The sequence below is a fragment of the Croceibacterium segetis genome (assembly GCF_011320115.1).
Classification (GTDB): Bacteria; Pseudomonadota; Alphaproteobacteria; order Sphingomonadales; family Sphingomonadaceae; genus Croceibacterium_B; species Croceibacterium_B segetis.
This window is the reverse complement of record NZ_JAANOZ010000002.1, coordinates 323024-344478: the sequence shown is the minus strand read 5'-3', so window position 1 is coordinate 344478 and position 21455 is coordinate 323024. Positions and strand designations below refer to the sequence as shown.

Sequence of the window (21455 nt, the reverse complement as noted above, 5' to 3'; positions counted from 1 at the left end):
TCGCTCTAGGGCCGCCAAGGGCCGAGCATGCCTTCCTTGGGCAGCACCTCGGGATGAGCGGTGCGGACCATCAGCCGTTCGGGCTCCCATGGGCCGGGGCATGTCCAGCCGCGAGTATAGGCGTTGGTGAAGCCGAAACGCTGGTAATACGCAGTGTCGCCGATCAGGACCTGCGGCAGCGGTGCTTCCGGCTCGAGCCCGGCGGCGAGCGCCGCCATCATCGCCCGGCCATAGCCCTGGTCCTGGTGCTCGGGCAGCACCGCCACCGGTCCGACCATGATCAGTGGATGCGCGCGCCCTTGCGGATCGGTCAAGGCGACCGGCCAGGCCTGAATCGTCCCGGCGAGCATGCCTTCCTCGTCGAGCGCGGCGAAGCTCAGCGCCGGGAGCCAGTCCATCCCTTCGCGAATCTTGTACGAGGTACGGGTCAGCCGGTCCTCGCCGAAAGCACGGTCGAGTACTTGCTCGATCATCGCGGGCTCGACGTTGGCGAGCGGGATCAGCGTGCGAGTCGGGGCGTCCATCGGAGGCGCGCCGATAGGAGCCACGGCGCGGCCTGACAATCGCCTACTTCGGCGTCAGGTGCAGCAACCGCCCGCCCTTGCCGTCCTCGATCACGTAGAGCGAACCGTCGGCCGCCTCGGCGAGGCCGCGTATGCGGTGACCCATGTCGTAGCGCGCGACCTCGGTCCCGTGGTCGCCGGTGAGCGAGACGCGAGCGAGGCATTCGGTCTTCATCCCGGCGACGATGGCCTGGCCCTTCCATTCCGGCCACAGCTTGCCCGAGTAAAAGATGAATCCGCCCGGCGCGATCACCGGGGTCCAGTTGATGGCCGGGGCGTGGAACTCGGGGTGGGTCGAATGGCGCGGGATCGGCGTGCCGTTGTAGTTGTCGCCTCCGGAAACCACCGGCCAGCCGTAGTTGTCACCAGCCACCAACCTGTTGATTTCGTCGCCGCCAGCGGGACCGTGCTCAAGGTCCCATAGCTGGCCGTGAGGATCGAATTGCAGGCCGAGCGGGTTACGGTGGCCGATGGTCCAGATCTCGTCGGTCGGGCCGCCCTTGCCGGCGAACGGGTTGCCCGGCGCCGGGCGGCCATCGGGCAACAGGCGGACGATCTTGCCGAGATTGTTGTCGGTCTTCTGCACGTAATCGATTGCCACCCGGTCGCCGGAGGAGACGAACAGGTACTTGCCGTCGGGCGAGAAGGTCATCCGCAGCGCATATTGTAGCACGCCGGGGACCTTGGGCTGCTGGCGCCAGATCACCTTGAGCCCGTCGATACGGCAGGAATCGTGCTCTTCGCACACCAGTGTTCCGCGCCCCACCGCGCCGCCCTTGTTGCCCCCTTCACCGGCCTCGGCCCAACTGAGGTAGATCGTGTGGCTCTTCGCGTAATCGGGCGCGAAGATGAAATCCGCGAGGCCGCCCTGGCCGCCGTAGGCCACCTGGGGCATTCCGGTGACGGTGCCGAGGCGACCGTTCGCCGGCTGGACGAACTTCATCGTGCCGCCCTTTTCGGTGATGAAGATATTGCCGGTGCCGGGCTCGATGGAGATTGCCCACGCCTCGTCGAAAGTGCCGAGCGCCGTCACGTTGAACGGCGAGTCCGCAGCCGCTGTCGTCTTGGCGGCGCTATCCCCAGACTGAGCGTTGCCGCAGCTTGCGATCGCAAGGGCACAAAGCGATAGAGCGAAAGTCGGGAATCTCATGAGCATGCTCTCCGGAACGCCATCGTCTGACTTCTGCGCCGGCTGGCCCGCCCACGCGCTGGTCGCCGGCGTCGACGAAGCGGGGCGCGGGCCGCTGGCGGGGCCGGTTGTCGCAGCCGCGGTGGTCCTGTGCAAGCCGCGTCCCGCTGGGATCGACGATTCCAAGAAGCTCACCGCCGAGCGCCGAGCGGTCGCCGACGAGCGCATCCGCCGGCGCTGCGCCTACGGCATCGGCGTGGTCGAGGTCGAAGACATCGACCGGCTCAACATCTTCGGCGCGACGATGCTGGCAATGACGCTGGCGATGCACCGCCTTTGCGAAGCGCTCGGCCTCGACTGCACCGAGGCGCTGGTCGACGGCAACCTCACGCCGCACGGCCGGGTCTCGGACTGGCGCTGGAGCGCCCGCCCGATCGTCGGCGGCGACGCGCTCGAACCGGCCATCTCGGCCGCCTCGATCGTCGCCAAGGAGCATCGCGACCGGATCATGCGCGAGTACCACCTCGCGCACCCGCAGTATAACTGGGTGAGCAACAAGGGCTACGGCACGCCCGACCATCTCGCCGCGCTGCGGGCCCATGGCCCGTGCCCTCTGCATCGCAAGAGCTTCGCCCCGGTGGCACAGGCGGACCTCTTCGCTGCCTAGGCGGCGTTCGCAAAAGCCTTGAGCTTGAGTTGCTTGATGTAGTGGCGGGCAAACTTCTCCATCAGGTCGGGATCAGCGGGAAGGCCGCCTTGCTCGTCCGAAGCGGAGCCAAGCTCGTCACGGCTGTTGACCCTCGGCATCGGTTCGACCGGAACGGGCACGCCGAGGAAGGCACACAGCGGATCCCACCCTTCCTTCGGCGAATAGACCAGCAGCCGCTCGCCCGGGATCGTGTCGATGACTTCCTGGTTCCGCCGCTCGAACCAGTCGGTCATGAAGGCGCGATCGGTGACGTCGCCGCCGCCGAGCGGATCGAAGCAGACGCCGTTCATCATCGCCTCGACCGGCGAACCGGCGAGTGACCCCTGCATGCGCGGAGAGAAGATCGTTTCGCTGACGGAGTCGAACCAGCTGTCCGCATCGCGCACGGTCAGCAGCACCTTGGCTTCGGGATAGAAGTCCGCCAGTTCGCGCCAGTAAGTGCAGGCGGGATAGTCGGTGGTCGCTGCAAACCCATCGAAGATCTCGTTCCAGTCTGGTTTGCCGGCGATAACGTCAAGCCACAGCGGGACGTTGCGTCGCCCGTGAGCGAGTACTTCAGACATGTGATAGCAGGGGCCGTAGCCGACGTGCTCGAGCGCGAATTTCATCGTGAACGTGGCGGTGCGGCCGAGGCCGGCACCGATTACCTTGAGCGCCATCCGATCCCCCAAACTGGCGCGACCCCGGTCGTGTTTGCGGGATCAGGGCGGAGAGAGCAAGCGCGGCTTAGGTGCTCGTCGGGAACGCCTGCTGGCGCATCGCCGCCATGCGTGCCTGGCTCATTGCGGCCAACTGCTCGGGAGTGGGCGATCCGGTTTGATTCTGCTGCACGCCTTCGGTGATGCGCTCGCTGATTTGCTCCCGGCTGTTGACGCGAGGATAGGGCTCGGACGGAACCGGCACGCCGAGAAACCGGCATAGGGGCTCCCACCCGTCCTTGGCCTGGAAGACGAGCAGCTTTTCCGCCGGCACCTCGGCTATCACCGCTTCGTTCCAACGGCGGAAAAAGTCGGTCATGAACGCGCGGTCGTCGATGTGTTCGCCGAAATCCTCATTCACCGTGGCGTCCATGAACCTTGCGATCGGAGAATCGGCAAGCATGGTGCGCATCCGGGGCGAGAGCACTGTCTGGTGGGCGGATTCGAACCAGCTGTCGGGATCGCGCAGGGTCAGGATCACCTTGGCCTCGGGCCATTTGGCGACGAGTTCGCGCCAATAGGTGCAACCGGGATAGTCGACCGAGGAGGCATAGCCTTCGAACACCGCGTCCCAGTCGGGGCGGCCATCGATCGCTTCGAGCCAGAGCGGCAGATGCGTCGGCACATGCGCCATGAACTCGATCATGTGATAGCAGGGCCCGAAGCCGATGTGCTCGAGCGCGAACTTGAGCGACATCGTCCCTGTGCGGCCGAGCCCCGCCCCAATGACCCTCAGGCTCATCCTGCGACCGTCGGAAAGGCTTTCAGCCGCAGCTCGTCGAGATATTCGCGGACGCTGGCTTCAAGCACTTCGGGCGGAGGCGGGCCGGCATGGCTTTCGATCTGGCTGGTGCGCCCGGTCATCTCCTCGCGGCTGTTGACCCGCGGATATGGTTCGGCCGGCACCGGCACGCCGAGGAATTCGCACAGCGGCTCCCAACCGTCGCCGGCGCGGTAGACCAGCAGCTTCTCGGCCGGCACCTCGTCGATCACAGCCTGGTTCCAGGCGTTGAAATATTCGACCATCTTCGCCCGGTCGCCAAGGCGGTCTTCGAGGTCGCCGAATACCGTCAGGCGGAAGAACTCCGCCATCATCGGATTGCCGTCGAACATTGCGCGGTGTTCCGCCGAAAACACCGTCGCCGCGCCGGATTCGAACCACTTGTCGGCGTCGCGGGTGGTCAGGATCACCTTGGCTTCCGGGTATTTCGCCACCAGATCGCGCCAGAACATGCAGCCGGGGTAATCGGTGGTCGACTGATGGCCCGCGAAGATCGTGTCCCACTGCGGATTGCCCTTGGCGCTCTCAATCCACAGCGGCAGGTGGCTGCGCACCTGCGCGATCATCTCCGACATGTGGTAGCAGGGCCCGAGGCCGATGTGCTCGAGCGCCAGCTTGAGCGACAGCGTTCCTGTGCGGCCGAGCCCGGCGCCGATGACTTTAAGTGCCATAAATTCCGTCTCCCTCGGACCCGCCGCGCGTCTAGCACAAGCTGAGTCTTTCGCGCCACACCACAAGATGTTGAGTCTCTGAAACTCGCACAGACTCAATATGCTGTGCGGGACTCTTTTCGTTCCGCATGAACCCTGTTCGGGTAAACCGGACCCGTCGCCAACTTGCCGCTTGACGGCGGACTCGAGCGGACTCACCCTGTGGATAAGTTACAGGGGGTCAGGGAGGCTCATGGGCCAGATTACTGCACTGCGCGCCGCCAAACAGGCGGTCGAGGTTCCGCTCGGCCGGATCCTGCCGGGCGATTGCGTCGCCGCGATGCGCGGCCTGCCCACGGCGAGCGTCGATCTCGTGTTCGCCGATCCACCGTACAATCTCCAGCTCGGTGGCGATCTCAACCGGCCCGACGGCAGCCACGTGGATGCGGTGACCGACCACTGGGACCAGTTCGCCAGCTTCGCCGCCTACGACAAGTTCACCCGCGAATGGCTCACCGAAGCGCGCCGCGTGCTCAAGCCCGACGGCGCGCTGTGGGTCATCGGCAGCTACCACAACATCTACCGCGTGGGCTCGATCCTGCAGGACCTCGGTTTCTGGCTGCTCAACGACATCGTCTGGCGCAAGTCGAACCCGATGCCCAACTTCCGCGGCACCCGCTTCACTAACGCGCACGAGACGCTGCTGTGGGCGAGCATGGGCGAAAAGGCGCGCTATCACTTCAATTACCGCGCGATGAAGACGCTCAACGACGAGCTGCAGATGCGCAGCGACTGGGTGATACCGGTGTGCGGTGGTCAGGAACGGTTGAAAGAAAACGGCCACAAGGCGCATCCGACGCAGAAGCCCGAGGCGCTGCTCTACCGCGTGCTGCTGGCGACGACCGAGCCGGGTGACGTGGTGCTCGATCCGTTCTTCGGCACCGGCACCACCGGGGCGGTGGCCAAGCGCCTAGGCCGGCAATGGATCGGCTGCGAGCGCGAGGAAGGCTATCGCCGCGTCGCGCTCAAGCGGATCGAGAAAGAGCTGCCGCTCGACGAAAGCGCGATTCTGACGATGCAGAGCCGCAAGGACGCCCCGCGCGTGGCGTTCGGCGCCGTGGTCGAGGCGGGCCTGCTGCCGCCAGGAAGCGAGCTGTTCGACAAGCAGCGCCGCTGGAGCGCGACCGTGCGTGCCGACGGCTCGATAGCGGCCGGCGCCGAAACGGGATCGATCCACCATGTCGGCAAGACGCTGCAAGGCGCGCCGAGCTGCAACGGATGGACGTTCTGGCACATCGAGCACCAGGGCGAGGTCAAGCCGCTCGATGCCTTGCGCCAGCTCTACCTGCTGGCGGTGGAGGATTGACCGCAAAGAGGCTAGGGCCCGGCTATGCCTGACCGCCTTTACATCCAACCTCTGACATTCGCCCCGTCGCCCCAAGCCTTCGCCGGCGACGCCGTTCGGCTGGCCGGCGGCATGGTCTATGCCCGCGAATTCGCGGTGATCATCCGCCGCGACGGCGCTGTGGCGGAGCGCGCGATCGCCACCGCCGAGACGATAGATGCCGTGCTCGCCCAACTGCCCGACGAGCTCGGCCTCGAGGGCGAAGCGCAGTGGGCCAACTTGCGCACGGCGCATCCGCCGCTGCGGCTCGGCGAACGGACGATCCGTCTCGACCAGCCGCAAGTCATGGGGATTCTCAATGTCACACCCGACAGCATGTCAGACGGCGGCCAGTTCCTCGATAATCCCGAGTCCGCGACGGCTCATGCCGCCGACATGCTCGAGGCCGGGGCGGCGATCATCGACGTCGGCGGCGAGAGCACCCGCCCCGGAGCGACCGCAGTTTGGGAAGGCGACGAGCTCAAGCGCGCGGTCCCGGTAATCGAGCGCTGCGCGGCAATGGGCGCCGCGGTCAGCATCGACAGTCGCCGCCCGGCGGTGATGGAAGCTGCGCTGGCGGCCGGCGCGCAAATCCTCAATGACGTTTCCGCGCTGCGCCACGATCCGCGCAGCCTCGAATTCGCCGCCGCCAGCGGCAAGCCGGTGATCCTGATGCACGCGCCCGGCGAGGGGGACGACCTCCACGCCGACGCGAGCTACGCCAATGTGGTCCTCGATGTCTTCGATTGGCTCGCCGCCGTGCGCGACCGAGCCATCGAAGGCGGCATCGAGCGGCCGAATATCATTCTCGACCCCGGCATCGGCTTCGGCAAGTCGCTCGCCGACAATCTCGCGCTGCTCAATGCCCTGCCGCTGTTCCACTCGCTCGGGCAGCCGCTCCTCCTCGGCGCCAGCCGCAAACGCTCGATCGGCGCCCTCAGCAACGAAGCTCCGGCGCACCAGCGCCTCGGCGGCAGCGTCGCGCTGGCGGTGGCGGGAATGAATGCCGGCATGCAGCTGCTGCGCGTCCACGACGTGTTCGACACCGTCCAGGCCCGCAACGTCTGGCGCGGGCTGCGCGACGCGGCGCTGACTGACTTTTCGGGGCTGGCGGACTAGGCGGGCACGACCGCCGGCGCGAACCGTCCGCGGAGGAGGTAGACCGCGCCGATTGCCAGCAGGGCGGTAAAGCCGATCGAGCTGTTTCCCGGATCCTCCCAGAACACCGCCACCAGAAGTGCGGCGTTGATCGCTCCGGCGACGAGCGCCGGCAGGGGATAGAGCGGCATGCGGAACGGGCGCGGGAGATCGGGTTCGCTCAGGCGCAGGCGGATCGCCGCGATGTCGACGACGAGGTTGATCAGCATGTTCACCGGTGCGGCCATCGCCAGCAGCGCTTCGTAACCGCCTGCGACAGCGAGCAAGAGCGCGGCCATCGCGGTGGTGGTCAAGGCGAGGCGCGGTGTGCCGTTGGCCGAGACGCGCGTCAGCGCCAGCGGCAGGGCGCCGTCGCGGGCGACGCCGTAAGCCGTGCGGGTGAACTGCATGATCGTCAGGTTGGCGATCGCCCCGACCGACAGCAGGGCCAGCAAGGTCACGACCGTGTCGCTCCGGCCGCCGAGCACACGCGCCAGCGCATCGGCCGCGGGCAGGTTGCTGGCGGCCATCTCCGCCGGCGAGAGGACGTGCAGCATCGCTGCGTTCATCAGCACGTAGAGCGCGGTGACCAACAGGATGCCGATGAAGGTCGCGCGCACAACGTGGCGAGTGGGGTCGCGCATCTCCTCGCAGAAATAGATCGTCGCGTTCCACCCGGCGTAGGTCATGAACACGCTGCGGATGGCGATGGCGATCGCGGCAAGCCCCAACGCGGGCGGCAGGCCGGTGATCTCGCCCGCCGGCGCGGCAGCGGCGGTTGGGCCGGAGAACAGCAGCGCCGCCAGCACCACCAAGCCCAGGCCCTTGAGCGCGGTGCCGAGCAGCTGGCTTGCCGCGCCGACTTTGGTCCCGCCGATGTGGATCGCCCACAGCATCAGCAGCAACAGCGCCGAGAGCAGTCCGCGCGGCCATTGAGTCGCCACTCCGAGCCGCTGAAGGTATTCGCCGAACACCACCGCCATGAACGCGGCGCTGAACATGCCTTGCAGCCAGTCCGCCCAGCCGAGCATGATCCCCGATAGGTTGCCGAACGCTCGCCTGGCGAACGCATAGGGCCCGCCCGAGCACGGCAGCGCAGCGCCCAGTTCCATCACCACCAGACCGTCGACCAGCGCCAGGCCGCCGCCCAGCGCCCACAGCAGCAGGATCAGCGTGGGATCGGGAACCGCCGAAGCGACGATGCCCGGCGTACGCATGATCCCCTGGCCGACGGCCCCGCCGACGACCACGGCGATGCCGAAGGCCAGGCCGAGGACGCGAAGTAGCGATTGCGAGTGAACGTGGTCCGTCATCCGCTAACCCCCCGGTGCGGAACGAGACCCGCGGGTCTTGTCCCATGCATCGGCGGGCGGGACAAGCGCCTTACAGCGAATAGCCCCCGTCGCTGACGAGGACGGTGCCGGTGATCGTCGCCGCCGCGTCCGACAGCAGAAAGCCGATTTGCCCGGCAATCTCGTCGGCCGATGCGTAGCGGCCGAGCGGGGAGGACGCCTTGGCCATCGCCGCGATCGCCGCCTCGCGACTGCCGGTCTGCGCGACAAGGCCCTTGAAGAAGTCGAGGCCATCCCAGATGGGCGTGTCGACCCCTCCCGGCGCGATGGCGTTGACCCGCACGCCCCGCGGAGCGAATTCCTTCGCTGCCACTTTGGCCAGCTGGATGACGGCGGCCTTGGACACCGCGTAGGAGGCGGCGCCGGGCTCGCCCTTCAGGCCGGCGACCGAAGCGGTCAGCACGATCGAGCCGCCGTCGCCGATCAGCCGCAGCACACTCCGCAGCGACAGGAACGCGCCGTCGAGATTGACCGCCATGAGCCGGCGCCAGTCCTCCAACGTCGTCTGCGGCAACAGCCCGCCGCCGGCGATGCCGGCGTTGAGCACGGCGTAGTCGAGGGATCCGGCGCCGGCTTCCACATGCTGCCATATGGCTTCGTCGGCGACATCGCCGCCGATGCGCTCGCATGAGCAATCGAATTCGAGCGCTTCGAGGCGCTCGCCGTCGCGGTCGACCAGCACGAGTCGGCCGATTCCCCGTGAGGCAAGCCACTGTGCGCAGGCTGCGCCGATGCCTGACGCCGCGCCGGTGACGAGGGCGGTCTTGCCGGAGAATTCATTCATGCCCTTCGCTAACCGCGAAGGAGGCGTTTGCCTAGGCGGCGTTCTCGATCCCGAGGTCGCTGAGCTTGCGGTAGAGGGTCGAACGGCCGATGCCGAGGCGGCGGGCGACTTCGGTCATCCGCCCGCGGTAATGCCCGATGGCGAGCCGGATCACATCGGCCTCGATGTCCTCGAGCGGGCGCAAGTTGCCGTCGGCGGTGTAGAGTTGCACGCCGACGCCGTCCTGCATGGCGGTCGAGTCTGTCGACGGCTCGAACTCGCCGATCAACTCGGAAAGCTGCGGGAAGTCGTTTGCGGTCAGCGCGTCGCCTTCGCAGAACACCGCCGCGCGGAACAGCACCGCCTGCAGCTGGCGGACGTTGCCGGGCCAGTCGAACGCAGCGAGCAGCTTGAGCGCGGCATCGGTGATGCCGAGCGGACGCAGACCCGGCTGCTCGCCGATGCGGGCGAGGAAGTGGCGCGCCAGCGCGGGAATGTCGCTCGCCCGCTCGCGCAGGGGCGCCAGAACGATCTTGGTCCCTCCGAGCGCCTCGAACAGGTCCTCGCGCAGGGTTCCCGCGGCAACGAGATCGGCCAGCGGAACGTTGGTCGCGGCGATAGCGCGCAAGTCGATCTTGAAGCTGAACTGGGCCCCGATCGGTCGCACGCGCGCCGTACGCAGTGCCTCGGCGAGTCGTTCCTGCAGATCCAGCGGCATCCGATTGATTTCGTCGAGCACCAGCGTGCCGCCGTCGCAGCTCTGGAGCACGCCCGCCTGGCGCTCGAACGCACCGGGAAAGGCGCCCTTCTCGTGGCCGAACAGCACCGATTCGAGCGAATGGGCCGGCACGCTGCGGATATTGATCATCCGCAGCGGCGCCTTGGCGCGCGGGCTCGCCGCGACCATCGCCCGGATGAGCATTTCCTTGCCGGTACCGGTTTCACCTTCAACTAGAACCGGGCCGTGGCCACGCGCTGCCTTGGCAGCCTTGGCCAGCGCGTCTCGGAAGGGCGGTGCGGTGCCGATCATCGCATCGAAATCGAGCGGCGCGCCCAGCTTTTCGGACAGGTGACTGAGCTCGTCCTTCGGCGCTTCGCGCGTGGTGGCATTGCGCAGCGCCTGCATCAGTCGGTCGGGCGCGACCGGCTTGACCAGGTAGTCGGTCGCTCCCGCCCGCATCGCTTCGACCGCGAGCAACGGGCTGGCGCTGGTGGTGAGCATCAGAATCGGCAGGGCCGGGCGGCGCGCCTTGAGCTCGGCGATCAATCCGCACGCATCGTCGCCGGGAACCCACTGATCGAGCACGATCGCCGAAAGCTGCATGCCTTCGCGCGTGCCCAGGGTGGCGATGGCGGTCTCGGCGTCGCCGACGACAAGCGTGCGCCAGCCTTCGCGCGAGGCGAGCGCGGTGATCAGCCGGCTTTGTGCCGGCTCGTCGTCGATCAGCATCAGCAGACGCTGTTCCTGATCAGCCATTCGTTCTCCGCCCTCTAGGTCGTGCGCCCGTCCTGCAACCCGGGTTAGTCATGATGGGTAAAGAGGCCATTAAGCGGGCTTGAGAACACTCGCGGGGGACGATAGAGCTATCCGCAAGGACCAACCGAGAGGAACGAGACGGCAATGGCTTCGGCAGACAAGCTCCCGGACGCGAACGTGAAGACTTACGGCAGCTTCGTGACCTTGCTGAAGTGGGCCGTTCCCACGGTGGCGATCATCGGCCTCATCGTCATCTTCCTGATCTCCTGATCGAACGCCGGGGGAGGGGAAGGGAATGCGGATCGCGGTTCTGAAAGAAAGGGCCGCGGGCGAAAGCCGCGTCGCCGCCACGCCCGAAACAGTCAAGAAGTTCAGCGCCTTGGGCGCGAAGGTGGCGGTCGAATCCGGCGCCGGCGAGGGTGCCAGCATTTCCGACGAAGCCTATCGCGAGGCCGGCGCCGAGCTCGGCTCGGCGGACGCCGTGACCAAAGGCGCCGACATCGTCCTCGCCGTGCAGGCGCCCGACCCGGCTGCGCTCAAGGGCGCGGCCAAAGGGGCATGGGTCGCCGCGACCTTCGACCCCTTCGGCAACCGCGCCCGCGTCGACGCTTACGCCAAAGCCGGGCTCGAGGGGCTGGCGATGGAATTCATGCCACGCATCACCCGCGCGCAATCGATGGACGTGCTCTCGAGCCAGTCGAACCTCGCCGGCTACAAGGCGGTCATCGCTGCCGCCGACACTTATGGCCGGGCCTTCCCGATGATGATGACCGCCGCCGGCACGATCACCGCCGCGCGGGTGTTTGTGATGGGCGTCGGCGTGGCTGGCCTGCAGGCGATCGCCACGGCGAAGCGCCTCGGCGCGCAGGTCTCCGCGACCGACGTGCGTTCGGCTACCAAAGAGCAGATCCAGTCGCTCGGCGCCAAGCCGATCTTCGTCGAGAATGTCGCTGGGATCGAAGGCGAAGGCAGCGGCGGTTACGCCACCGAGATGAGCGAGGAGTACCAGAAGGCGCAGGCCGAGCTGGTCTCCAGCCACATCGCCAAGCAGGATATCGTCATCACCACCGCCCTCATCCCCGGGCGGGCGGCGCCCAGGCTTATCACCGACGCGCAGATCGCGACGATGAAGCCCGGCAGCGTGATCTTCGATCTTGCGGTCGCCCAAGGCGGCAACGTCGAGGGCTCGGTGCCCGACCAGGTGGTGGAAAAGCACGGCGTCAAGATCATCGGATATACCAACACTGCGACCTTGCTGGCCGCCGACGCTTCGGCGTTGTTCGCGCGCAACCTGTACAACTTCCTCTCCGCGTTCTGGGATGCCGAGCAGGGCAAGCCGGTGCTCGACGAGGAAATCGGCGACGCCGTGCGGCTGACCCGCGGCGGCGAAGTCGTCAACGAAAGGATCAAGGGATGAGGTCGCTTCTGTTCCCGCTGCTGGCCGGCGCCGCGCTCGCCGGTTGCGCCACTGCCAGTGCCCAGCAGGCGACCGCGCCCGAGCTCGGCCACTGGATGGTCGCGATCTCGGTCGCGAACCTCGACAGCGAGACCGAGTTCTTCAAGAAGCTCGGTTTCAAGGTCGAGCTGGATACCAAGTTCGGCCCGGGCATCCCGGTGCGCTGGCTGACCAGCGGCAACGAGCGGATCGAGCTGCTGCAGATCGCCAACTCGAAGCCGCCGGCCACTCCGCGCGCCAAGCCGCCCGGCCACGCCGCCGTTCAGGGCCTCTCGCAAGTGACGTTGTCGAGCAGCAACCTCGAAGCGACCAAGGCCGCGCTCGCTGCACAGGGGTTCACCCCGGCGCTCGACATCACCGAAGTGGCGCCGCTCGGGGTCAAGGTGATGTACTACCAGGACCCCGAAGGCAACGCGATCGAGATCGCACAGAAGCTCTGACGACAACCGGGGGGAATTGAGCGGGCCATGGACTTCATCAGCATCCTGTCGATCTTCGTGATGGCCTGCTTCGTCGGGTATTACGTGGTCTGGTCGGTCACCCCGGCGCTGCACACCCCGCTGATGAGCGTGACCAACGCGATCAGCTCGGTGATCGTGGTCGGAGCGCTGATCGCTAGCGCGGCGGCAGGAGCGAGCGGGGCGAAGTGGTTTGGGCTGGTTGCGGTGGCGCTCGCCAGCGTGAACATCTTTGGCGGCTTCGCGGTCACCGCGCGGATGCTGGCGATGTACAAGAAGAAGGAGCGACCGGCTCCCAAGGTCGAGGGCCAATCCTGATGGCTTCGCACACCGACTATATCGTGGCGCTGACTCCGCCGTCGATGGGAACCGGCGCCGAAGCCGTCCACGCGGTCAATCCCTGGGTGGCGGTGGCTTACCTCGTCTCCGGCGTCCTGTTCATTCTGGCGCTGCGGGGCTTGAGCTCCCCGGCGACCAGCCGAGCTGGCAACCGCTTCGGCATGCTCGGCATGCTGCTCGCGGTGGTGACTACCTTGGTCACCCATATTCCGGGTGCAGGTGAGTCTTACACTTGGGGCAGCTCATTTGTCTTGGACACATCGACCCTGTTCGAAATCCTGATCGCCATCGCCATCGGCGGCACCATCGGGTTCGTCACCGCGCGCCGCATCCAGATGACCGCGATGCCGCAGCTGGTCGCGGCGTTCCACTCGCTCGTCGGCCTGGCCGCCGTGCTCGTCGCGGTCGCGGCCTACCTCAACCCAGGCGCGTTTGGCATTCTCGGAACCGACGGCAACATCCTCACCGTGAGCCGCATCGAGATGACGCTCGGCGCCGCGATCGGCGCGATCACCTTCTCGGGCTCGGTGATCGCCTTCGCCAAGCTCAACGGCAACATGTCCGGCGCACCGATCATCTTGCCCGCGCGGCATGTGATCAACCTCGGCACGCTCGCGGCCATCGTGGTGCTGACGGGCATGTTCACCGCGTCCGGGCAGGCCGGGCCTGGCGAGAACAACTTGTTCTGGGTGGTCGTCGCGCTCAGCTTCGCGATCGGCTTCCTGCTGATCATTCCGATCGGCGGGGCGGACATGCCGGTCGTCGTCTCGATGCTCAACTCCTACTCGGGCTGGGCGGCGGCGGCGATGGGCTTCACGCTGCACAATACCGCGATGATCATCACCGGCGCACTCGTCGGCAGTTCGGGCGCGATCCTCAGCTACATCATGTGCCGGGCGATGAACCGCAGCTTCATCTCGGTGATTGCCGGCGGCTTCGGCGCCACCGCCAGCGCCGGGGGCGAGGCTAAGGAGCAACGGCCCTACAAGCGCGGCAGCGCCGAGGACGCAGCGTTTCTGCTCAAGGAGGCCGATAACGTCATCATCATCCCCGGTTACGGCATGGCGGTCGCCCAGGCTCAGCACGTGCTGCGCGAGATGGGTGACATTCTCAAGGAACACGGCGTCAACGTGAAGTACGCGATCCACCCGGTCGCGGGCCGCATGCCGGGGCACATGAACGTGCTGCTCGCCGAAGCCAACGTGCCGTACGACGAGGTGTTCGAGCTCGAGGACATCAACCACGAGTTCTCGCAGTGTGACGTCGCCTTCATCATCGGCGCCAACGACGTGGTCAATCCGGCGGCCAAGACCGACAAGTCCTCGCCGATTTACGGCATGCCGGTGTTCGACGTCGAGAAGGCCAAGACGATCATGTTTATCAAGCGCTCGATGAGCGGTGTCGGTTATTCGGGCGTCGACAATGACGTGTTCTACCTCGACCAGACGATGATGCTGCTGGCCGACGCTAAGAAGATGGTCGAGGAGATCAACAAGGCGCTCGCCGACTGACCAGGCGCGGAACCGCGCCGCTCACCCGATGTTCACCGATAGGCCGGACAACGGCCGTGGACGCACCACGAATGAGGAACAACGTTTGCGCAAGCTGGGCCTGATCGGCGGCATGAGCTGGGTCTCGACCCGCACGTACTATACGCATATCAACACGATCGTGCAGGCGCGGGTCGATCGCCGGGCGAGCGCGCCGCTGCTGATCGAGAGCCTCGACTTCTCACAGCTCTATGCGATCCGCGAGGCCGGCGAATGGGACCGTGCGGCGGCAATTCTCTCGGATTCGGCCAAGCGGCTCGAAGGCGCCGGGGCCGGGGCGATCATCATCGCCGCCAACTCGATGCACACCGTCTACGACACCGTCGCCGCCGCGGTTTCGGTGCCGATCATTCACATCGCCGACTGCGTGGGCGAGCGCATGAAAGCCGACAACGTTGCCACGGCGGCGCTGTTCGGCACCAGCAACGTGATGACAGAGAGCTTCTACCGCCGCCGCCTGGTCGCCCACGGCATCGACCTGCTCCCGCCCGACATGGCCAACGTCGAGACACTCGACCGGATCATCTACGACGAGCTCGTGGTCGGCAAGGTCACCCGCGACGCCGAGCGCGCGCTCAAGACCATGATCACCGTCAAGGAGCAGGAAGGCGCCGAGGCGATCGTGCTCGCCTGTACCGAGCTCGAACTGGTGGTCGACGTCGACGCCAACGTGCTGCCGATCTACGACAGCACGCGGATCCATGCGGAAAAGGCCGCGGAGTGGATTTTGGGGCAGGACTAAGCCGGCGTTCCCGACGCGTTCCCGTTGTCATCGGGCGGCGCGGCCCGTAACCCCGCGCGCAGATGGACAGGGCCCCTTATGCTTCCGACCCGGCCCGCTCGCGCGGGCGCGAATTCGTCGAGGACCGGCTGGGTCCGCGCGGGCCGCGAAGCGAGTTCCAGCGCGATCGCGACCGGGTGCTTCATTCGATCGCCTTCCGCCGCCTCGCCGGCAAGACGCAGGTCTTCATCGCGCCCGACGGCGATCATTACCGGGTCCGCCTGACGCACAGCCTCGAAGTCGCCCAGATCGGCCGCGTGATGGCACGCGCGCTCGGGCTCGACGAGGACCTGACCGAAGCGTTGTGCCTGGCCCACGACATCGGCCATCCGCCGTTCGGGCATCCCGGCGAGGAGGCCCTTTCGGCGGCGCTCCAGGCGCGCGGAGGCTTCGACCACAACGAGCAGTGCCTGCGCACGCTGATGCGCCTCGACAGCCCTTATTGCGGCCATTCCGGCCTGAACCTTAGTTGGGAGACGCTCGAGGGACTCGCCAAGCACAACGGCCCCGTCAAGCGGCCCGGGTGGGCGCTGGAGGACCTCGACGCCGCGTTCCCGCTCGATCTAGCCCGCCAGCCGTCGCTCGAAGCACAAGTCGCCGCGCTGGCCGACGACATTGCTTACGACAACCATGACATCGACGACGGCCTGCGCGCCGGGTTTCTCGATCTCGATCAGCTGATCCAACTCGATTTTCTGGCCGAGCAGTGGCGCGCGGTCGAAGCTCGCTTCCATGGCGCTTCGCACGCGGCGCTGCTGCGCGAGCTGGTGCGCGGACAGATCGGCCTGATGGTGAATGACGCGATTGTTACCACCCGTGCCAAGCTCGAGGGAATCAGTTCCGTAGAGGAAGTCCGCGCGGCGCCCGAAGCGTTCGCCGCGTTCTCGCCAGCGATGGCCGAGCAGGAGCGGGCCCTGAAGCGGTTCATGTATGCCAACCTGTATCACCACGACCGGCAAAAGCAGACCGCCGAGCGGGCGCGCAGCGTCATCGCCAAGCTGTTCGCCGCCTACCATCAGGATACCAAGCTGCTCCCCGAGTCGTGGCGGCTGGCCCTGCCGGATCGCGAACCGGTGCGCAGCCGGCATATCGCCGACTTCATCGCCGGCATGACCGATTACTACGCGATCGCTCGCTATCGGGAGGTCTTCGGCACGGTGCCCAAAGGCCTCTCGAATGTCTGAAGCTCGCCGCGTGCTGCTCGTCGGCGCGACCGGGCTCGTCGGCAGGCGGGTGATGGAGGAATGCGTCGGCCGCTCCGACGTGAGGCTGATCGCGCTGACCCGGCGCGAGGCGCCCATGCCCAAAGGCGCGCGCATGGACATGCTCGTCGCCGATCCTGCCGAATGGGAGCGATCCGTGGCCGCCGTCGCGCCGGACGCGGTGATCTGTGCGCTCGGCACCACCTGGCGCAAGGCCGGCGGCGACGAAACCGCGTTCCGAGCGGTCGACCAGGAACTGGTACAGCGCGTGGCCCGCGCGGCCAAAGCCGCCGGCGTGAGCAATTTTTTGCTGGTTTCCTCGGTCGGCGCCGACATGGCCAGCCGGGCCTTCTACTTGCGGGTCAAGGCCGAGGTCGAGACGGCGCTGCGCAAGTTGAAGTTCAACCGGCTCGATATCCTGCGTCCGGGACTGTTGCGCGGGCCGCGCGGCGGCGACCGGCGGCCGGGAGAGCGGCTGGCCGTCCTGCTCAGTCCGCTGATGAACTTGTTCCTCCATGGCGGCCGCCGGCGGCTGCGCGCGATCGATGCACGGATCGTTGCCAGGGCCGCCCTGGTTGGCGCAAGGGAGAAGGCGCGCGGCACCTTCGTTCACGAGAACGATGCCATCCTGCGGCTGGAACATCGCCTCGACGGTTTCGGCTGAAACGGCGGGCCCTCATGACAAGCGCCCGCCGGATCGCTCCCGCGGGCGCCTGAACTTGTGTGCCGGACTTAGTGGATCGCGTCCGAACCGGCCTGACCGACCGATTCGATATCTCGCCCAGCGCCCTTGACCGTGTTGCACGCCGTCGCCCCGAGGCAGAAAGCCGCGGCGGCCAGCGTGAGAACAAGCTTCTTCGTCATCGACTCAACTCCCATCATGGTGAGCCAATTCATAGCCTCAAATCGAATCGTTTGTCAGCGGACTGCGTCCAAATCCCGTGTTAGCGGTGATCGGTATCAGCCGCTTCGCCGACCGATTGGATGTCTTTGCCTGCGCCCTTGACCGTATGGCAGGCGGTGGCGCTGAGCGCGATGGCGCTCGCGGTAAGCGCGACGATGATTTTGCGGAGCATGGTGGTTTCCTTTCGCACGTCTTCCAAGACGAGTGGTGAAGCGGGAAACCATTGCCGCAACCCTAGGTTCCTTCCACCCTTGCTACGTCACGCAGAGTGGGGCGCGACAGGCGGTGCTCGCGCCACGCTATTACGAGGCCGGCGGCGATGATCAGCGGCGCGCCGAGCCAGGTGCTAGCCGGCGGAAGGCTGTCGAAGAACAGCCAGCCGTAGAGGGTCGCCCAGAACAGCGACGAATAATCCATCACGATCACGCTGGCGACCGCGCCGAAGCGCAGCGCCGCGGTCAGCAGCAGCTGCCCGATCACGCCGGTGATGCCAATAGCGAGCAGCAGCAGCCAGCCGGTGCCGTCGTGCGCAGTCGCCACGAACGGCAACGCCAGCGCGGTCATCGGAATGCTGAACAGGGCGAAATAGAACACGATCGTCACCGGCTTGTCGGTGCGATTGAGGTCGGCGATCTGGATCGAGATCAGCGCGACCATGAACGCGCCGGCCAGCGCCACGAGCGCGCCGTAGAGCGGAATGTCGCCGCTGCCGGGCTGGGCGATCAGCAGTACGCCGGCAAAGCCGAACAGAACCGCCGACCAGCGCCACACGCCGACTTTCTCCCTGAGCAGCACCGTCGCCAGGATCACCGCCCAGATCGGTGCTGTGAAGGCCATCGTCGTCGCTTCGGCGAGCGGGAGGAGGATTACCGCGCCGAAATTGAACAGCATGCCGATCGTGCCGTAGAGCGCGCGGAGAAAGTGAGTTTTCGGCCGCTGGGTCCGCAGCATGTCGAGACGGCGCGTGGCGGCGAGCCAGCCGAGGATCAGCGGGATGCTGAGAAGCTGGCGCCAGAACATGATTTCGAGCAGGTGAATGCCGTGCTGCGAGGCGAGCTTGATGAACGCCGACATCGTCGCCAGCGCGGCGATCGCGCCGAGACGGATCAGCAGCGCCAGCAACGGTCTTGGATTCGTCAGGGTGCCGTCCACAGGCCGGGCCATAGGCGGCCCAGCCGAGCGATCAAGCGTCCGTCCGCCGAAAGCGAGGATTGTCCGCGCGAGCCTGTCGCCCCATATCGCCGCGAATGGCCTGGCCGCCCGACTTCATCCGTTTCGCCAGCGATGCGACTATGGCAGGCCTGTGGGGCGGCGCGCTGCTGCTGCTGTCGCTGGTGGCGATGCTCGGAGATTGGCGCCGGCGCCGGCGCAGCGACATCAACGCGGTCGGCTGGGTGCCGTGGCGCGACCTCTCGGCGCTCTCCGCATTTGCCGGCGCCGTGCTGATGGCGATGGCGGTGAGCGGCTGGATGAAAGCCTAGAGGCAGGCTTCCAGATACGCCTGGTCAAAGCCGTACTGACGGGCCTTCTCGAGCGTGTAAGGGCGCAGGCCCGAGGGGCGGAACTCGCCGATGATCTTCCCGTCGTCGCTCTCTTCGAGGTACTCGAAGGCGAACAGCTCCTGGGTGACGATCACGTCGCCTTCCATGCCGATGACCTCGGTGATGTTGGTCGTACGGCGCGAGCCGTCGCGCAGGCGCTTCACCTGCACGATCAGGTCGACCGATTCGGCGATCTGGCGGCTGATGGCTTCCTTGGGGATCTTGATGTCGCCCATCAGGATCATGTTTTCCATACGGCCGAGGCATTCGCGCGGGCTGTTCGCGTGCAGCGTGCACATCGATCCGTCGTGGCCGGTGTTCATCGCGGCGAGCAGGTCGAAGCATTCCGCGCCGCGGATTTCGCCGAGGATGATCCGGTCAGGGCGCATACGCAGGGCGTTCTTGACCAGGTCGCCGATGGTGATCGCGCCCTGGCCTTCAAGGTTCGGCGGGCGGGTTTCGAGCGGCAGCCAGTGCGGCTGCTGCAAGCGCAGCTCCGCGGCATCCTCGATCGTCAGCACGCGCTCGCCCGGGTCGATCATCTTCGACATGGCGTTGAGCATGGTCGTCTTGCCCGAGCCGGTACCGCCGGAGATCACGACGTTCATGCGACAGGCGCCGGCGATCTTGAGTGCGGTGCACATCTTGTCCGACATCGAATCGAACTCGCGCAGCATGTCGAGCGTGATCGGCTTCTCGGAAAACTTACGAATCGAGATCGCCGTGCCGCGCAGTGAGAGCGGCGGGACGATGACGTTGACGCGGCTGCCGTCCTTGAGACGCGCGTCGGCCAGCGGCGTGGTCTGGTCGACGCGGCGGCCGACCTGGTTGACGATGCGCTGGGCGATCTGGAACAGGTGCTGCTCGTCGCGAAAGCGGATCGAGGCGATTTGCAGCTTGCCCTTCTTTTCGACGTAGGTCTGGTCGGGCCCGTTGACCATGATGTCGGAGATGTCGGGGTCGTTGAGCAGCTCTTCGAGCGGCCCGAAGCCGAGCAGCTCGTCGATCAGCACCTTCTCGAGCGCAAACTGCTCACGTCGGTTGAGGGTGACCTTGAGCTCGGCCAGAACTTCCATGATGATCGGGCGGAACTCTTCGGAGAGCTCCTCCTTGCTCAGCGTGGAGGCGGCTTCCGGATCGACGCGCTCGAGCAGGCGCGGCAGCACCTGCTCTTTGATCTTGTGGACGCTGGCTTCGAAACCGCCGACCTCGACCTGCTCGTGAATCGAGTTGGCACGATCGGCGAGGCGCGTCATCGCGTCGCCCTTGTTCGCCGCACCGCCCGTGTCCGGTGCCCCGGTGCCTGCGGGAAGCGGTGGGAACTGGTCACCGCCGGAGGGCAAAGGCTCGGGTTTGGCGATCCCGCCTTTCATCGGCCGCGCGACGCCGAAGCTCGGCCGGGCGCCCGCGGCCATTCCGCCAACCCCGTTCTTGCGTCCGAATGCGCTCATTCTGTCCTCAACCTCGAAGCTGCGTGCCGGCGATACCGTAACCGGACCTGCGCCGGCGTTCGGCCCGATGGTTAATCTGGAAATACTGAAGATTTCCTAATGGACGCTTCATCGGCGGCGCAATTCTCCGCAAGCCGCTCAAATAGTGCGGTGGCTCACCGCCGTTGCCAGCTACGGGCATGAACCCTAAGCGGGCGCGATCGGGATATGGAGGCAGTTTTCAAAATGCAGCAATCGGACAGGGCGGGACTGCTTTACGCGCTGGCCGGCTTCTGCACGCTTTCGATCGGCGATGCGATCGTCAAGGGCATGGCCGGCGAATGGCCCGCGCCGGCGATGGCGGCGACGCGCTACGTGTTCGGCACCGCGCTGCTCATCGTCCTGCTGGCAAGGCACGAACGAGCCGCCATCGGCCTGCCGAAAGACAAGCTGCAGTGGGTCCGCGGCGTCGCCATCAGCTGCTCGGCGATCGGGATGTTCTTCGCGGTCTGGCTGATGCCGCTATCGGAAGCGACGACGATTGCCTTCACGCAGCCGATGATCACCGCTGTTCTCGCGACACTGATCCTGGGCGAACGGGCCCGGCGCTCGACATGGGTTGCGACGGTGATCGCGTTCGTGGGCGTTTTCCTGGTCCTGCGGCCCAACTTCGCGACCGCCGGGTGGGGCAGCCTCTTCCCGCTGATCGGGGCGACGGGAATGGCGGTGACGATCATAACCAATCGCGCGGTGACCGGTCGCGCCAGCGTGCTCGCCATGCAGTACTACATGTCGGTGACCGCGATGATCTTCCTCATCGGGGTGACCATCGCGGCGAACTTCAGCGGTCTGGAGACGTTCAAGCTGACCTGGCCGCACTGGAGCGTGATTGCCCGCTGCGCGATCATCGGCGTCAGCGCCACGCTTGCGCAGATGCTGATCTACATGGGCACGGTCAAGGCCGGGGCGGGGACGATCGCGCCGATGACGTACGGCCAGCTGCTGATGGCGGTCGTGCTCGGGTGGCTGTTCTTCGGCGACACGCCCGATGCCCTGGCGATGCTCGGCGCGGCGATCATTATCGGCGCGGGGTTGTACCTATGGAGCACGGGGCGGATGAAGGTGGCGCCGAAAACGGACTTGTGACCGCA

Annotated in this window: 25 protein-coding genes; 13 read left to right on the top strand and 12 right to left on the bottom strand. The window is 66.5% G+C overall.

Annotation, left to right across the window (positions count from 1 at the left end; all coding sequences use genetic code 11):
* Positions 1-5 precede the first annotated feature (5 nt).
* Entirely contained in the window at positions 6-524 is a 519-nt protein-coding gene (locus G7B69_RS03570) for a GNAT family N-acetyltransferase (protein ID WP_166176132.1), read from the bottom strand.
* A 43-nt stretch (positions 525-567) separates the two neighbouring features.
* Positions 568-1713 carry a PQQ-dependent sugar dehydrogenase gene (locus G7B69_RS03565; RefSeq protein ID WP_341479165.1) on the bottom strand — a complete coding sequence of 382 codons (1146 nt, stop codon included), beginning with the start codon at positions 1711-1713 and terminating at the stop codon, positions 568-570.
* Positions 1714-1717: 4 nt separating this feature from the next.
* Here G7B69_RS03565 and G7B69_RS03560 point away from each other — a divergent pair, with 4 nt between their 5' ends.
* Positions 1718-2359 (top strand): ribonuclease HII, encoded by a 642-nt coding sequence (locus G7B69_RS03560; RefSeq protein WP_243415016.1) that lies wholly within the window; start codon positions 1718-1720, stop codon positions 2357-2359.
* Here the strand turns inward: G7B69_RS03560 and G7B69_RS03555 are convergent.
* From G7B69_RS03555 to G7B69_RS03545, 3 genes are all read right to left on the bottom strand, one after another.
* Positions 2356-3060, bottom strand: coding sequence for a sulfotransferase family protein (locus G7B69_RS03555; RefSeq protein WP_166176126.1), 705 nt, complete (start codon positions 3058-3060; stop codon positions 2356-2358). The two genes, G7B69_RS03560 and G7B69_RS03555, sit on opposite strands and share 4 nt — an antisense overlap.
* Before the next feature lie 67 nt (positions 3061-3127).
* The gene (locus tag G7B69_RS03550; RefSeq protein ID WP_166176124.1) at positions 3128-3841 is read right to left on the bottom strand and encodes a sulfotransferase family protein; all 714 of its coding nucleotides are present in this window, start codon (positions 3839-3841) and stop codon (positions 3128-3130) included.
* Positions 3838-4551, bottom strand: coding sequence for a sulfotransferase family protein (locus G7B69_RS03545; RefSeq protein ID WP_166176122.1), 714 nt, complete (start codon positions 4549-4551; stop codon positions 3838-3840). Before G7B69_RS03545 ends, G7B69_RS03550 begins: the two co-directional genes overlap by 4 nt.
* Before the next feature lie 232 nt (positions 4552-4783).
* Here G7B69_RS03545 and G7B69_RS03540 point away from each other — a divergent pair, with 232 nt between their 5' ends.
* Positions 4784-5896: a site-specific DNA-methyltransferase gene (locus G7B69_RS03540; RefSeq protein ID WP_166176120.1), complete on the top strand. Its 1113-nt coding sequence runs from the start codon at positions 4784-4786 to the stop codon at positions 5894-5896.
* A 24-nt stretch (positions 5897-5920) separates the two neighbouring features.
* On the top strand, positions 5921-7033 hold the full coding sequence (gene folP, locus G7B69_RS03535) for a dihydropteroate synthase (RefSeq protein WP_166176118.1): 1113 nt from the start codon (positions 5921-5923) through the stop codon (positions 7031-7033).
* Here folP and G7B69_RS03530 read toward each other — a convergent pair.
* The 3 genes from G7B69_RS03530 to G7B69_RS03520 form a co-directional block, all read right to left on the bottom strand.
* Positions 7030-8364: an APC family permease gene (locus tag G7B69_RS03530; RefSeq protein ID WP_166176116.1), complete on the bottom strand. Its 1335-nt coding sequence runs from the start codon at positions 8362-8364 to the stop codon at positions 7030-7032. The genes folP and G7B69_RS03530 overlap by 4 nt on opposite strands.
* Positions 8365-8434: 70 nt before the next feature.
* Complete coding sequence (locus G7B69_RS03525; protein WP_166176114.1) at positions 8435-9187, bottom strand: SDR family NAD(P)-dependent oxidoreductase; 753 nt, start codon at positions 9185-9187, stop codon at positions 8435-8437.
* A 31-nt stretch (positions 9188-9218) separates the two neighbouring features.
* Entirely contained in the window at positions 9219-10643 is a 1425-nt protein-coding gene (locus G7B69_RS03520; protein WP_166176112.1) for a sigma-54-dependent transcriptional regulator, read from the bottom strand.
* 144 nt (positions 10644-10787) lie between these two features.
* Here G7B69_RS03520 and G7B69_RS16915 point away from each other — a divergent pair, with 144 nt between their 5' ends.
* The 8 genes from G7B69_RS16915 to G7B69_RS03485 all read left to right on the top strand — a co-directional run bounded on the left by G7B69_RS16915 (position 10788) and on the right by G7B69_RS03485 (position 17093).
* Entirely contained in the window at positions 10788-10913 is a 126-nt protein-coding gene (locus G7B69_RS16915) for a hypothetical protein (RefSeq protein WP_279323138.1), read from the top strand.
* A gap of 25 nt (positions 10914-10938) precedes the next feature.
* Positions 10939-12060 (top strand): NAD(P) transhydrogenase subunit alpha, encoded by a 1122-nt coding sequence (locus tag G7B69_RS03515; RefSeq protein ID WP_166176110.1) that lies wholly within the window; start codon positions 10939-10941, stop codon positions 12058-12060.
* The gene (locus G7B69_RS03510) at positions 12057-12539 is read left to right on the top strand and encodes a VOC family protein (protein WP_166176108.1); all 483 of its coding nucleotides are present in this window, start codon (positions 12057-12059) and stop codon (positions 12537-12539) included. The genes G7B69_RS03515 and G7B69_RS03510 overlap by 4 nt, the downstream gene beginning before the upstream one ends.
* 27 nt (positions 12540-12566) lie before the next feature.
* Positions 12567-12875, top strand: a complete 309-nt coding sequence (locus tag G7B69_RS03505; RefSeq protein ID WP_166176106.1) for an NAD(P) transhydrogenase subunit alpha part 2 — start codon at positions 12567-12569, stop codon at positions 12873-12875.
* Between the two features lie 44 nt (positions 12876-12919).
* Entirely contained in the window at positions 12920-14407 is a 1488-nt protein-coding gene (locus G7B69_RS03500) for an NAD(P)(+) transhydrogenase (Re/Si-specific) subunit beta (protein WP_166176225.1), read from the top strand.
* Positions 14408-14492: 85 nt separating this feature from the next.
* The gene (locus G7B69_RS03495) at positions 14493-15188 is read left to right on the top strand and encodes an aspartate/glutamate racemase family protein (RefSeq protein WP_166176104.1); all 696 of its coding nucleotides are present in this window, start codon (positions 14493-14495) and stop codon (positions 15186-15188) included.
* A gap of 62 nt (positions 15189-15250) precedes the next feature.
* Positions 15251-16411: a deoxyguanosinetriphosphate triphosphohydrolase gene (locus tag G7B69_RS03490; RefSeq protein WP_166176102.1), complete on the top strand. Its 1161-nt coding sequence runs from the start codon at positions 15251-15253 to the stop codon at positions 16409-16411.
* 10 nt (positions 16412-16421) lie between these two features.
* On the top strand, positions 16422-17093 hold the full coding sequence (locus G7B69_RS03485) for an NAD(P)H-binding protein (protein ID WP_341479164.1): 672 nt from the start codon (positions 16422-16424) through the stop codon (positions 17091-17093).
* A 68-nt stretch (positions 17094-17161) separates the two neighbouring features.
* Here the strand turns inward: G7B69_RS03485 and G7B69_RS03480 are convergent, their stop codons facing one another.
* From G7B69_RS03480 to G7B69_RS03470, 3 genes are all read right to left on the bottom strand, one after another.
* On the bottom strand, positions 17162-17293 hold the full coding sequence (locus G7B69_RS03480; protein WP_166176098.1) for an entericidin A/B family lipoprotein: 132 nt from the start codon (positions 17291-17293) through the stop codon (positions 17162-17164).
* 80 nt (positions 17294-17373) lie between these two features.
* The gene (locus G7B69_RS03475) at positions 17374-17505 is read right to left on the bottom strand and encodes an entericidin A/B family lipoprotein (protein ID WP_166176096.1); all 132 of its coding nucleotides are present in this window, start codon (positions 17503-17505) and stop codon (positions 17374-17376) included.
* Between the two features lie 62 nt (positions 17506-17567).
* Positions 17568-18497, bottom strand: a complete 930-nt coding sequence (locus G7B69_RS03470) for a DMT family transporter (protein ID WP_243415012.1) — start codon at positions 18495-18497, stop codon at positions 17568-17570.
* An 83-nt stretch (positions 18498-18580) separates the two neighbouring features.
* Between G7B69_RS03470 and G7B69_RS03465 the strand changes: the two genes are divergently transcribed.
* The gene (locus G7B69_RS03465) at positions 18581-18814 is read left to right on the top strand and encodes a hypothetical protein (RefSeq protein WP_166176094.1); all 234 of its coding nucleotides are present in this window, start codon (positions 18581-18583) and stop codon (positions 18812-18814) included.
* On the opposite strand, the gene G7B69_RS03460 is transcribed toward G7B69_RS03465, so the two are convergent.
* Positions 18811-20325 carry a TadA family conjugal transfer-associated ATPase gene (locus tag G7B69_RS03460; RefSeq protein ID WP_207785938.1) on the bottom strand — a complete coding sequence of 505 codons (1515 nt, stop codon included), beginning with the start codon at positions 20323-20325 and terminating at the stop codon, positions 18811-18813. The two genes, G7B69_RS03465 and G7B69_RS03460, sit on opposite strands and share 4 nt — an antisense overlap.
* 225 nt (positions 20326-20550) lie before the next feature.
* Between G7B69_RS03460 and G7B69_RS03455 the strand changes: the two genes are divergently transcribed.
* Positions 20551-21450, top strand: a complete 900-nt coding sequence (locus G7B69_RS03455) for a DMT family transporter (protein ID WP_166176092.1) — start codon at positions 20551-20553, stop codon at positions 21448-21450.
* Positions 21451-21455 lie beyond the last annotated feature (5 nt).

Coding starts and splice junctions, on each gene's coding strand:
- G7B69_RS03545 (WP_166176122.1), bottom strand. CDS start 4,551: ATGGCACTTAAAGTCATCGGCGCCGGGCTCGGCCGCACAGGAACGCTG.
- G7B69_RS03490 (WP_166176102.1), top strand. CDS start 15,251: ATGGACAGGGCCCCTTATGCTTCCGACCCGGCCCGCTCGCGCGGGCGC.
- G7B69_RS03555 (WP_166176126.1), bottom strand. CDS start 3,060: ATGGCGCTCAAGGTAATCGGTGCCGGCCTCGGCCGCACCGCCACGTTC.
- G7B69_RS03455 (WP_166176092.1), top strand. CDS start 20,551: ATGCAGCAATCGGACAGGGCGGGACTGCTTTACGCGCTGGCCGGCTTC.
- G7B69_RS03540 (WP_166176120.1), top strand. CDS start 4,784: ATGGGCCAGATTACTGCACTGCGCGCCGCCAAACAGGCGGTCGAGGTT.
- G7B69_RS03500 (WP_166176225.1), top strand. CDS start 12,920: ATGGGAACCGGCGCCGAAGCCGTCCACGCGGTCAATCCCTGGGTGGCG.
- G7B69_RS16915 (WP_279323138.1), top strand. CDS start 10,788: ATGGCTTCGGCAGACAAGCTCCCGGACGCGAACGTGAAGACTTACGGC.
- G7B69_RS03550 (WP_166176124.1), bottom strand. CDS start 3,841: ATGAGCCTGAGGGTCATTGGGGCGGGGCTCGGCCGCACAGGGACGATG.
- G7B69_RS03465 (WP_166176094.1), top strand. CDS start 18,581: ATGGCCTGGCCGCCCGACTTCATCCGTTTCGCCAGCGATGCGACTATG.
- G7B69_RS03475 (WP_166176096.1), bottom strand. CDS start 17,505: ATGCTCCGCAAAATCATCGTCGCGCTTACCGCGAGCGCCATCGCGCTC.
- G7B69_RS03530 (WP_166176116.1), bottom strand. CDS start 8,364: ATGACGGACCACGTTCACTCGCAATCGCTACTTCGCGTCCTCGGCCTG.
- G7B69_RS03515 (WP_166176110.1), top strand. CDS start 10,939: ATGCGGATCGCGGTTCTGAAAGAAAGGGCCGCGGGCGAAAGCCGCGTC.
- G7B69_RS03565 (WP_341479165.1), bottom strand. CDS start 1,713: ATGAGATTCCCGACTTTCGCTCTATCGCTTTGTGCCCTTGCGATCGCA.
- G7B69_RS03470 (WP_243415012.1), bottom strand. CDS start 18,497: ATGGCCCGGCCTGTGGACGGCACCCTGACGAATCCAAGACCGTTGCTG.
- G7B69_RS03570 (WP_166176132.1), bottom strand. CDS start 524: ATGGACGCCCCGACTCGCACGCTGATCCCGCTCGCCAACGTCGAGCCC.
- G7B69_RS03520 (WP_166176112.1), bottom strand. CDS start 10,643: ATGGCTGATCAGGAACAGCGTCTGCTGATGCTGATCGACGACGAGCCG.
- G7B69_RS03505 (WP_166176106.1), top strand. CDS start 12,567: ATGGACTTCATCAGCATCCTGTCGATCTTCGTGATGGCCTGCTTCGTC.
- G7B69_RS03480 (WP_166176098.1), bottom strand. CDS start 17,293: ATGACGAAGAAGCTTGTTCTCACGCTGGCCGCCGCGGCTTTCTGCCTC.
- G7B69_RS03510 (WP_166176108.1), top strand. CDS start 12,057: ATGAGGTCGCTTCTGTTCCCGCTGCTGGCCGGCGCCGCGCTCGCCGGT.
- G7B69_RS03560 (WP_243415016.1), top strand. CDS start 1,718: ATGCTCTCCGGAACGCCATCGTCTGACTTCTGCGCCGGCTGGCCCGCC.
- G7B69_RS03525 (WP_166176114.1), bottom strand. CDS start 9,187: ATGAATGAATTCTCCGGCAAGACCGCCCTCGTCACCGGCGCGGCGTCA.
- folP (WP_166176118.1), top strand. CDS start 5,921: ATGCCTGACCGCCTTTACATCCAACCTCTGACATTCGCCCCGTCGCCC.
- G7B69_RS03460 (WP_207785938.1), bottom strand. CDS start 20,325: ATGAGCGCATTCGGACGCAAGAACGGGGTTGGCGGAATGGCCGCGGGC.